A 10,750-nucleotide genomic window follows, 5' to 3' on the forward strand; every position below is an offset into this window, starting at 1 on the left:
ACTTCGACTTCTTCATGCAGAGCTCCTTGGTGGGGAAACTCTACTTCTGACTGGCTCGAATTAACGAGGACGCTTCAATCGCCCTGGTGACCAACGGCGAGATCAAGACAGGAGCGAGCAAAGCAGCCAGGCAAATCCAGGAACACCTGGATTTCCTGGATGCCGTCAAGAAAGAGTTGAAGCCAGTGCGCGCAACGGGCGGCAAACTGGATGTCAAAAAGCTGGCTTAGCGGCGCCCAGGGTGGCCGTCGATGGCGGGCTTGGCCAGTCATCGACGGAGCCAGGCGCGGGCCGAACGCGCTGACGCTAAGTTAGCGCTCGGCTCGGCGTTGCTGCTGGCTTTGGCCCTGGACTTTGGGGTTGCCCTAGGCTCTGAGCGTCATGTTCGCCAGAACATTTAAGACGCGCCCTGTGTTTGTCACTAATACTTGTTCTGATCCGTCCGAAGACTCAGTGACTTTAGGGGCTCTTGACCAAAGTTCACCTTGGGCTAGGTTGATGCGGCCAAAGTCCCGGCAGCCCATCACAAGCACAGACAGAGTCCTATGGCCCCCCAAGACAAACTAACAGCAGAGCAGCAGGACAAAGGCATGATCGTTGCCGGCATCATCCTAGTTTTATACGCTGCAATCTGGGCTTTTATCATGGCTCACTAATAAGACCATCATCACCAATGCCACCAAATGCGACTACACTCCTCCGTGGAGACTACTTGAGCTTGCGGCAAGTAGATGCAATGAAGGTTGTGCCGAAGCCAAGCCTCAATGTAGACGGTAAATAGAATAAATAAAGTCGGCGTAAGCCACTCACGGCACCATATCCCAAGAGATACCGGGTGCCCTAAGAGCCCATTACGTGATTTCGCCCGCAAATCGATGGTGGCTTGCACAGAACGAAAAGTGGCAACAGCGCATAATCCACCCATTATCATCATCAACAATCTCCCTGCGATTGCAGCGCAATAATCACTGCCATGCAATGATGAAATGATGCCACCATAAAGCAGAATAAGACTACCAATGAAAAGCAACCCCTTATAGCGATCATAGTAGATGGTCATTCCAGCCAAGATCGCAGCACAACAGGGACTTACATAGGCGAAATAGTCATAAACACTGTATTTTTCGCTTGGAAAGCAATAGACCAATATCGATCCAAACAACATCCACAATACAGCCGAGAAAAACAATACAGTGATACCGGCAGCCGTATTCACTGTTTCCAGCCTCAGAAAGAAGTTTCGGCGCCGCTCAATGGGCTCCCCTCTGTAAATCTTTACATATAGGTCAATGCCACTGATCTGCTGCTTGCTCGCTTTGGATGAACTCGACTTCATCTCTGACCTCTTTGACGAAAATCTTGCGTATTCATCCGCTTTAAGAACCTGCAAAGATAGATGTATAGATGTGTTGGACATTCAGCCCCCAGTCCAAACCAGGCGCCACCACTTCACGCATCTCACGCGGCCCATACTCACCGGAATAAATCTCGACATGCTCTTCATCGAGATCGTGCCCCATGTAGGCGCACCGCCACTCCAAGGGAACCTTTGCTGCCTTCATGGTTTGGGCGGCCGTTTTCCGGAGGCTATGAAACCCATACTTACCCTTGTCTGGTTTGGCGATGCCCACGGCCTCAATGTGACGCCCGAAAGCTTTTGAGAGCCAGTCGCCTCTCCCGTTGACTGATCCAACCTTGATCTTCGGAAACAGGTTCTTTTGCCCCTGTTTTCTGAGCCGTTCCACGCGCTCCATCAAGCCCAAGGTAAGGAGGTCGGGATGGATGGGGATCGTGCGCAAGCTGGGTTCATTCTTGACGCTCTGACCTTCACCCTCATCAGTGATCGTCATGCAAGGCACGCCATCCACTGTTGTGAAGTCCACCAAAGCCAACTGGCCCACCTCGGACACTCGGGCCCCCGTATAGAGCCCGATCACCGCACCCCAGCGCGCGCCTTCACTCAGGGTGGCCAACGCATCAGGGGCATAAAGCGCCTGGATTTGTTCGAGGGTGAAAGCCTTGAAGCCGAACGCCCGCCGTTTCTTTTTTTCCTGCTTGCGGTAGACGACATGCCCGGCCGCAGGGTTCTCGTCTTTGGGGAACTTCGGATAAGCACCCGCGGAGACGGCCCAGTTGAAAAAGCCCCGAAGATAAGAGGTCTTGTTGATGAGGGTTGGGGTCTGTAAACCACTGGTCCGGAGTGCTTCCACCCAGGCATGGACATCCTCGCGCTGGACCTCGTGCAGCATCGTCTTGGTGCCGACATGCTGGGCAAACCCATTGATCGCCGCCGCCTTGATGATGAGCGTCTTTTTCAGGGTGTCTGCTTCGATGCTTTTCAACCAAGCATCAGCGGCCTTACCGATCGCACGCGGGCGAGAGGGCACCGGTGAAGCAGCATGCACGGGCAACGACCGATTGAGCGATGCCCCGAGCGTCTCCAATACCGAACGCAGGGCCCCTTCATCGGGTCTTGGTTCGGGGGCGGGCCTGGGTGGGGCGCGGAGAAAGGCCGGCACAGCCTTCTCCATCTCTGCCAACGCCTCCATCGCGCGAGCATGATCTTCTGGCCCGGTTGCCTCGATGCTGGCGGAACCGTCTGCGTTGATCTTGCACGCATAGTCCACAATCTCGGGACCGCCTCCTGTGCGGAGGACCACCGCCCGCTTGCGGGGCTTGTCGTGCCCCTCGTCGCTATCCCTAGCCATCCCCGCCCCCTTGCGTCGGATATTGGCGAAGATTTGAGCATAGTGAGCGCCCAGCGTGTAAGCCCCCAGCCGGGCCACGGACGGATCGCGCGTGCGCAGGGATCGCTTGATGATCCGCACCCCAAAGAGCCCTTGAAGGTCCTTTGGCACCACTAAGCGAAAGTGAAAAACGCCCGAGGCATGGCGCAAAAGATGGTGTGCAAGCCGCATGGTTGTTGACCAACCAACGTGACCAAGCGCCCTTTCTCTCAGTTCACAAAAAAGCCCACAAAAATGGGCCTTTTTGCAAATCTGGCGGAGAGAGTGGGATTCGAACCCACGGAAGGTTTGACCCTTCGCCGGTTTTCAAGACCGGTGCCTTAAACCGCTCGGCCATCTCTCCGTATTCGATTGTCGCAAGCGCATTGTGCGGTTCGACGTGTCAACCGACTGCACTGCCTGCAGCCACCGCGCATCCTATCAGGTATGCCTCGGCCCCTGCCCCGCGCGGCCCTTGCGCGACAGCGCGACGAGCGCCCAGATCGTGATGACGACGGGGATCAGCGCGCCGAGCAGGGGCAGCAGTATGGCGGGGTGGCGCACGCTCATCGGCACGAGTTGGGTGGCGGCGGCGTAGGCCACGATGCCGATGCGCAGGGTGCGGCTGCGGCGGGCGATCCAGGGGCTGGCGAGGATCAGCAGCAGCGCGATGCTGCCCAGCACCAGGTCCAGCGTGGGCACCGACCACACGGTGGCGAAGCCGAGGCGGGTGAGGATCACCGAGCCGAGCACCGCGAGCAGGAAGTAGCTGCTCCAGTACTCGACCTTGTCCCAGCCACGCCCGGCTGGTGCGTTCACGCGATGCGCTCCTGGCCGCCCATGTAGGGGCGCAGCGCTTCGGGCACGGTGATCGAGCCGTCGGCGCTCTGGCCGTTCTCCATCACCGCCACCAGGGTGCGGCCCACGGCGAGGCCGGAACCGTTGAGCGTATGCACCAGCTCGGGCTTGCCGGTTTCCGGGTTGCGCCAGCGCGCCTGCATGCGGCGGGCCTGGAAATCGCCGTCGTTGGAGCAGGAGGAAATCTCGCGGTAGGTGTTCTGGCTGGGCAGCCACACTTCGAGGTCGTAGGTCTTGATCGCGGCGAAGCCCATGTCGCCGGTGCACAGCAACACCTTGCGGTACGGCAGGCCCAGCAGCTGCAGCACCTTCTCGGCGTGGCCGACCATTTCCTCCAGCTGCGCATGCGACTGCTCGGGCGCGGCGACCTGCACCATCTCCACCTTCTCGAACTGGTGCTGGCGGATCATGCCGCGGGTGTCGCGACCGTAGCTGCCGGCCTCGGCGCGGAAGCACATGGAGTGCGCGGTGAACCGCAGCGGCAGCGCGTCGGCGTCGACGATGCTGTCGGCGACGAGGTTGGTGAGCGACACCTCGGCGGTGGGAATCAGGTAACGCTTGCTGTCTCCCACGCGGGTGTTGAACAGGTCGTCCTCGAACTTCGGCAACTGGCCGGTGCCCTGCATGGTCTCGGCGTTGACGAGCAGCGGCACGTTGCATTCGAGATAGCCGTGCTGGCCGGTGTGCAGGTCGATCATGAACTGCGCGAGCGCGCGGTGCAGCCGCGCCAGCTGGCCGCGCAGCACGGTGAAGCGCGCGCCGGAAAGCCTGGCGCCGGCGTCGGCGTCCAGCCAGCCGTGGCGGGCGCCGAGGTCGACGTGGTCCTTCACCTCGAAGTCGAACGTGCGCGGTGTGCCCCAGCGCAGTTGCTCGGCGTTGTCGTTTTCGTCCTTGCCCAGCGGCACGGACTCGTGCGGGAGGTTGGGGATGCCCAGCGCGATGTCGGCGAGTTTCGCCTGCACCTCGGCCAGCGCGGTTTCGTTCGCCTTGAGCTTGTCGCCGATGCCGGCGACCTCGGCCATCAGCGGCGCGGTGTCCTCGCCCCTGGCCTTGGCCTGCCCGATCGCCTTGGAGCGGGTGTTGCGCAGGTTCTGCAGCTCCTGCGTCTCGGTGGCGAGGCGCTTGCGCTCGGTTTCCAGCGATTCCACGGCGGACACGTCCAGCTCGAAGCCACGGGTTTCCGCTAGGCGCGCCGCGGTTTCGGCAAGGCGCGAACGCAACAGGGCGGGATCGAGCATGGGGAGTATCCGGGTAACGGTCGAAAGTACGGATTATCGCCGCCGGGCCCGAGCTGTCGCAATGCGGCAATCATGCGCCATGACGCCGGGAAAACGCTCCGTCATTCCGGCGAAAGCTGGAATCCAGCGCCTTTCGTGGCGAAACCCGAAGTCGCTGGACCCCGGCTTTCGCCGGGGTGGCGAGCGGGGTTTCGAGGCGCGTCAGCCTTTGCCGAAACCCACGCCCTTCATCGGTCACGCCTTCATCAACCACGCGCCAGGAGGTTGGAGAAAAAACCTCCGTCGTTCCGGCGAAAGCCGGAACCCAGTGGCTTTTGCGACAACGCCCCAAGTCGCCGGACCCCGGCTTTCGCCGGGGTGGCGAGCGGGGTTTCGAGGCGCGTCAGCCTTTGCCGAAACCCACGCCCTTCATCGGTCACGCCTTCATCAACCACGCGCCAGGACGTTGGAAAAAAACCGCCGTCGTTCCGGCGAAAGCCGGAACCCAGTGGCTTTTGCGACAACGCCCCAAGTCGCTGGACCCCGGCTTTCGCCGGGGCGACGAGTGGGGCTTCGAGGCGCGTCGGCCTTTGCCGAAACTCACGCCCCTCATCGGTCACGCCTTCATCAACCACGCGTCAGGACGTTGGAAAAAAACCTCCGTCGTTCCAGCGAAAGCCGGAACCCAGTGGCTTTTGCGACATCGCCCCAAATCGCCAGACCCCGGCTTTCGCCGGGCTGACGAGTCGACCCGTCAGCGCTTGCCGCGCGCATTGCGGCGCGCTTCGCGCAGGGCCAGCAGCTTGTCGCGCAGTTGCAGTTCCAGTCCGCGTTCCACCGGCTCGTAGAACACGGTGCCGTCCAGTGCGTCGGGCAGACACTGCTGGTCCAGCGCGATGCCGCCTTCGGCGTCGTGGTCGTACTGGTAGCCCTTGCCGTAGCCCAGGCCCTTCATCAGTTTGGTGGGGGCGTTGCGCAGGTGCATGGGTACGTCCAGCGTGCCGGTCTCGCGCACGGCGGCGCGGGCCTGGTTCCATGCCGTGTAGGCGGCGTTGCTCTTGGGCGCGACGGCCAGCCAGATCGCAAGCTGGGCGAGGCCCAGTTCGCCCTCGGGACTGCCGAGGCGTTCGTAGGTGTCCCAGGCGTCCAGCGCCATGCGCCAGGCGCGCGGCTCGGCCAGGCCCACGTCTTCCACCGCCATGCGGGTCATGCGGCGGGCGAGGTAGCGCGGGTCGCAGCCGCCGTCGAGCATGCGCGCCAGCCAGTACACGGCGGCGTCGGGGTCGGAGGAGCGCACGGATTTGTGCAGCGCCGAGATCTGGTCGTAGAACTGCTCGCCCTGCTTGTCGAAACGGCGGGTGCGGTCGGCCAGCACCTGTTCGAGCGTGGTCTGGTCGATGCGGCCGCCTTCGGCCAGCTCGGCGGCGATTTCCAGCAGGGTGAGCGCGCGGCGCACGTCGCCGTCGGCGGCCTGGGCGATGAGCTGCAGCGAAGCGTCGTCCACCTGCAGCTGCTGCGCGCCGAGGCCGCGCTCCGCATCCGCCAGCGCGCGCTTGAGCGCGGCGACGATGTCGTCCGCCGACACCGCCTCCAGCACGTGCACGCGGCAGCGCGAGAGCAGCGCGGAGTTCAGCTCGAACGAGGGGTTCTCGGTGGTGGCGCCCACGAACAGGATCACGCCGCGCTCGATGTGCGGCAGGAAGGCGTCCTGCTGGGCCTTGTTGAAGCGGTGCACCTCGTCCACGAACAGCACGGTGCGCCGCCCCTGGGCGAAGTTCCCCTCGGCCTCGGCCAGCGCCTTGCGCACCTCGGGCAGGCCGGAGAGCACGGCCGAGATCGCCTTGAAGTCGGCGTCGGCGTACTGCGCCACCAGCAGCGCCAGCGTGGTTTTGCCGCAGCCGGGCGGCCCCCACAGCACCATGGAGTGCAGCCGGCCCGCCTCCAGCGCCCGGCGCAGGGCGCGGTCGGGCGCCACCAGGCGGCGCTGGCCCACGATCTCGTCGAGGTTGCGGGGGCGCATGCGCTCGGCCAGCGGCTTGAGCGCCTCGGGTTCGGCAAACAGGGAGGCAGGCGGCCGGAAAGGGGGATTCGGCATGGCTCCATGATAGGGCCACGGCCAGCGCCACCCAAGCAGCCGGGCGGCCCGCTATCATGGCGGCTGGGGAACGGCGTACCACGCAAGGAGCCGCGCATGTCCCGGGAAGGTTGCCGCAACGCTGGAACGCCCCGCCCTCGCGTGAAGCGTGCCGGCGGCGCGGAGGCGTGCGCGTGAGTCGGCCCGCAAGTGCGCGAATGGTCCTGCTGGCCCTGCTGCTCTGGCTGTTCCTGCCAGGCCTGCATGCGGCCCGTGCCCCCGATCCATGGCAGCCGCTGGAACGGCAGTGGTTCGACAACGTGGGCATGGCCGAAGGCCTGCCCCATTCCATCACCACCGCGCTGGCCCAGGATCGCTACGGCCTGATGTGGATCGGCACCATGGGCGGCCTGGTGCGCTACGACGGCTACCGCGTGCAGGTGTTCGAGCTTGCCAACGCCGCGGCGGCCGGCCTCCCCGACACCTACGTGCGCGCCCTGCTCGCGCTGCCGGACGGCGGCGTGCTGGTGGGCACCAATGCTGGCGGCCTGGCGCGTTTCGACCCGCAGACGGGGCGCTTCCACAGCTATCCCGCCGGCCCGGGCGGCACCAGCAACCGGAAGATCTACGCCCTGGCGCCGGACGGCGAGCGCGGCGCGTGGATCGCCACCGAAACCGGGCTGGACTACCTGGACCTGCGCAGCAACCGCATCACCACCACGGACACCGGCACGCAGACCGCCCCGCGGAACTTCACCGTGTTCCAGGACAGCGGCGGCAACCTGTGGCTGGGCAACAACAAGGGCTTGTTCGTGCGTCACGCGGGCCAAAAGCACTTCGTGCGTCCGGCCCCCCCCGCGGACATGATCGAAAAAGTGCTGCACGACCAGATCTGGGCCGTGCGCGAAGACGCCGAGGGGCGCCTGTGGGTGGGCAGCGTGCAGATGGGCGCGGTCTACCGGGATGCGGACGGCAGCTGGCACACCATTCCCGGATTCAGCGGCTACGAGGACGCAGCGCGGCAGTCGACCGTGCGCGATTTCCTTGAGGTGGCGCCGAACCAGATGTGGATCGCCACCGATGGCGACGGCATCCTCACCTACAGCCCCGGCGACGCCGGCACCCGCGTGCTCAGCCACGACACCTCGCTGCCCTCCTCGCTGCCCGGCGACTCCGTGCGCGCGCTGCTGCTGGGCCGTTCCGGCAGCGCCTGGGCCGCCACCGACCTCGGGGCGGCGCACAGCAACGCCCGGCCCGAGATCGCGTTCTCCATGCTGCCGGCGGCGGACGCCGCGCATTCCATCGCCAACCCCAACGTGCGCAGCATCCTGGTCGACATGCGCAACCGCGTCTGGCTGGGCCTTGCGGGCGGCGAGATCGACGTCATCGACCCCGCCACCGGCACCATCCGGCACCTGCGGCTGACCGGCAGGCAGGTGCGCCGCGACGTGCAGAGCCTGGCCGAGGCGCCGGACGGCTCGATCTGGGTCGGCACCCAGGGCGTGGCGCGCATCGACCCGGACACGCTGGCGGTGCAGGGCTCCATCCTGCCCGCGTTGAACGACGGTCCGGTGCTGAGCCTGCTGCGCGTGGACTCGAGCATGCTGATCGGCACCTACAACGGCGCCTACCGCTACGACACGCGCGACGGCAGGCTGGTGCACTACCGCCATGTCTCCGACGACCCCGGCAGCCTGATCAACGACAACGTGCGCCAGATCGTGCGGGTCGGCCAGGCGGTCTGGTACGCCACCAACAACGGCATCAGCATCGCGCGCGACCCGTTGCAGACCGACGGCTTCGTGAACCTGTCGGAGCGCGAGGGCGACCCCACCAGCCTGCCGCAGAACCTGGTGGATTCGCTTGCTTCCGACAAGTTCGGGCGGGTGTGGGCCGGCACGCTGGGCGGCCTCGCGATGCTGGCGCAGGGCGACACGCCGCCCTACCGGTTCCGGGTGTTCGGCACCGCCGACGGACTGGCCAGCGACAAGATCACCGCCCTGCTGCCGGACGAAGGCGCGAACCTCTGGATCAGCAGCTCCAACGGCATTTCCGTGGTCGGCGGCCGCAGCCTGCGCATCCGCAACCTGGGCATCCGCGACGGCCAGCGCATCGCCAGCTACATCTACTCCGCCGCGGCGCGCATGCCGGACGGCACGCTGCTGTTCGGCGGCCTGGGCGGACTCACCGTGATCCGGCCGCAGTGGCAGGGCCCGGTCAACGGCCAGGTGCCGCTGCGCGTGACGAATGCGCTGGTCAACGGCCACCCGCTGCCGTTCGGCCAGTTGCCCGACGACCGCGGCACGCTGGCGCTGTCCGCGCACGAGCGCAGCCTGCGCGTGGACTTCTCCCTGCTCGATTACCAGGGCCTGCAGGAGACCACCTACAGCTACCACATGGACGGCTTCGACGACGGCTGGATCGAGGTGCCCAAGGGCGCCACGCCCAGCGCGATCTACACCAACCTGCCGCACGGGGACTACGTGCTGCACCTGCGCGCCGTGCCGCGCGGCCTGCATGCGCGCGTGGCCGAAAGCACGGTGAACATCACCGTGGCCCCGCTGTGGTACGAGACCGTGCCGGTGCGCCTGCTGGGACTGACGCTGCTGCTGGGGCTGGTCGCCCTGCTGGTGCAGTTGCGCACGATCTACCTGCGCCGCCGCGCGGTGCAGCTGCAGGCGCAGATCGACGAGCACACCCGCGACCTGCGCGCGGCCAACCAGCGCCTGGACCTGCTGGCCGGCACCGACGAGCTGACCGGGGTGGCCAATCGCCGCCGCTTCCTGGAACTGGCCGAGGGTCTGCGCCGCACCGCCGGCGCCACGCCGACCTGCATCGCGCTGCTGGACCTGGACCGCTTCAAGCGGGTCAACGACGAGCACGGCCACCTCATCGGCGACGAGGTGCTGCGTTCCACCGCCGCGGTGATCTGCCAGCAACTGCGCGCGGACGACCTGGTCGGGCGTTACGGCGGCGAAGAACTGGTGTTGTGCCTGCCGAACAACACCAGCGACCAGGCGATGGCGATCGCCGAGCGCATCCGCCTGTCGCTGCGCAGCACGCGCGTCTGGCACGAAGGCCTGCCCATCACCATCACGGTCAGCATCGGCGTCGCCCAGCTCAGGCCCGGCGAAAGCATGACCTCGTGGCTGTCGCGCGCGGACACCGCGCTGTACGCGTCCAAGCACCGCGGCCGCGACTGCTGCACGCTGGCCGGCTGAGCAGGCGGCCGGGTCGCGCGATTCAGTTCTTCAGCGGCTGCACCTGCAGCACCGGGGCGTCGCCGATCACATCGGCGCCCTTGGGCGGCACGAAGCTGAACACCGAGGCGGGGATCGCCACGTTGCGCTTCCAGTCCGAGAAGCGGATGTCGGTGATGGAGCCGAGCTGGTCCCTGAACGTCATGCGCGCAAGCCCGTTCGCGTCGAAGCCGAGATCGGCATAGGCGAACTGCGGGTCCTTCGCAGTGGAGGTGAGGCGCAGCCAGGCGAGGCCGTCATGCTCGCCCTGCTCGGTGACCTTGAACTCCCGGTCCATCTGCTTGAGGTCGGTGAGCACGGTGAGCGGGCTGTGCGCCTCCTCGCTGCTCTGGATGCGCACCGTCACCTGCTCCAGCTCGGGGTCGTACATCCACACGCGGCTGCCGTCGGCCACGATGGTCTGCTTGTACGGCGCGGTGGTTTCCCAGCGGAACTGCCGCGGCGCCTCCAGCGCCAGCGTGCCGCTGCTGGTCTTGCCGGCGTTGCCGTTGGGATCAGCCAGCGACTGGGTGAAGTTGCCGGTGAGCGAATGCAGGCCGCCGGCAAACGTATCCAGCCGTGCACGGGCCGCCCCGGTGGCGGCCTGGGCCGCGCCGGCCAGCGACAGCAGGAAGA

The 10,750-nt window shown here is 65.6% G+C and carries 8 protein-coding genes and 1 tRNA gene; 2 read left to right on the forward strand and 7 right to left on the reverse strand.

Annotation, left to right across the window (positions count from 1 at the left end; translation table 11 throughout):
• Positions 1 to 86: 86 nt before the first annotated feature.
• Positions 87 to 230 (forward strand): hypothetical protein, encoded by a 144-nt coding sequence (locus PCA_RS09830; protein WP_181302438.1) that lies wholly within the window; start codon positions 87 to 89, stop codon positions 228 to 230.
• A 437-nt stretch (positions 231 to 667) separates the two neighbouring features.
• Here PCA_RS09830 and PCA_RS09835 read toward each other — a convergent pair whose 3' ends face one another.
• The 6 genes from PCA_RS09835 to PCA_RS09860 form a co-directional block, all read right to left on the reverse strand.
• On the reverse strand, positions 668 to 1,336 hold the full coding sequence (locus PCA_RS09835; RefSeq protein WP_181302439.1) for a hypothetical protein: 669 nt from the start codon (positions 1,334 to 1,336) through the stop codon (positions 668 to 670).
• Positions 1,337 to 1,376: 40 nt separating this feature from the next.
• Positions 1,377 to 2,918: a DUF6538 domain-containing protein gene (locus PCA_RS09840; protein ID WP_181302440.1), complete on the reverse strand. Its 1,542-nt coding sequence runs from the start codon at positions 2,916 to 2,918 to the stop codon at positions 1,377 to 1,379.
• A gap of 82 nt (positions 2,919 to 3,000) precedes the next feature.
• Positions 3,001 to 3,090 (reverse strand) — tRNA-Ser (locus PCA_RS09845).
• Between the two features lie 77 nt (positions 3,091 to 3,167).
• The gene (locus PCA_RS09850) at positions 3,168 to 3,545 is read right to left on the reverse strand and encodes an LrgA (protein WP_181302441.1); all 378 of its coding nucleotides are present in this window, start codon (positions 3,543 to 3,545) and stop codon (positions 3,168 to 3,170) included.
• On the reverse strand, positions 3,542 to 4,822 hold the full coding sequence (gene serS, locus PCA_RS09855) for a serine--tRNA ligase (RefSeq protein ID WP_181302442.1): 1,281 nt from the start codon (positions 4,820 to 4,822) through the stop codon (positions 3,542 to 3,544). The genes PCA_RS09850 and serS overlap by 4 nt, the downstream gene beginning before the upstream one ends.
• 733 nt (positions 4,823 to 5,555) lie before the next feature.
• Entirely contained in the window at positions 5,556 to 6,896 is a 1,341-nt protein-coding gene (locus PCA_RS09860; protein ID WP_181302443.1) for a replication-associated recombination protein A, read from the reverse strand.
• Between the two features lie 197 nt (positions 6,897 to 7,093).
• Between PCA_RS09860 and PCA_RS09865 the strand changes: the two genes are divergently transcribed.
• A complete protein-coding gene (locus PCA_RS09865) occupies positions 7,094 to 10,096 on the forward strand; it encodes a ligand-binding sensor domain-containing diguanylate cyclase (RefSeq protein ID WP_181302444.1) in 3,003 nt (1,000 codons plus the stop codon).
• Positions 10,097 to 10,118: 22 nt separating this feature from the next.
• Here the strand turns inward: PCA_RS09865 and lolA are convergent.
• Positions 10,119 to 10,750: outer membrane lipoprotein chaperone LolA (lolA, locus tag PCA_RS09870; RefSeq protein ID WP_255436768.1), on the reverse strand; the 632-nt coding region annotated here is incomplete at its 5' end.

The organism is Rhodanobacter sp. PCA2, assembly GCF_013620825.1.
GTDB lineage: Bacteria > Pseudomonadota > Gammaproteobacteria > Xanthomonadales > Rhodanobacteraceae > Rhodanobacter_A.

Excerpts from the sequence above, each read along its gene's own strand:
- PCA_RS09835 (WP_181302439.1), bottom strand. The coding sequence starts at position 1,336 with ATGAAGTCGAGTTCATCCAAAGCGAGCAAGCAGCAGATCAGTGGCATT.
- PCA_RS09840 (WP_181302440.1), bottom strand. The coding sequence starts at position 2,918 with ATGCGGCTTGCACACCATCTTTTGCGCCATGCCTCGGGCGTTTTTCAC.
- serS (WP_181302442.1), bottom strand. The coding sequence starts at position 4,822 with ATGCTCGATCCCGCCCTGTTGCGTTCGCGCCTTGCCGAAACCGCGGCG.
- PCA_RS09860 (WP_181302443.1), bottom strand. The coding sequence starts at position 6,896 with ATGCCGAATCCCCCTTTCCGGCCGCCTGCCTCCCTGTTTGCCGAACCC.
- PCA_RS09865 (WP_181302444.1), top strand. The coding sequence starts at position 7,094 with ATGGTCCTGCTGGCCCTGCTGCTCTGGCTGTTCCTGCCAGGCCTGCAT.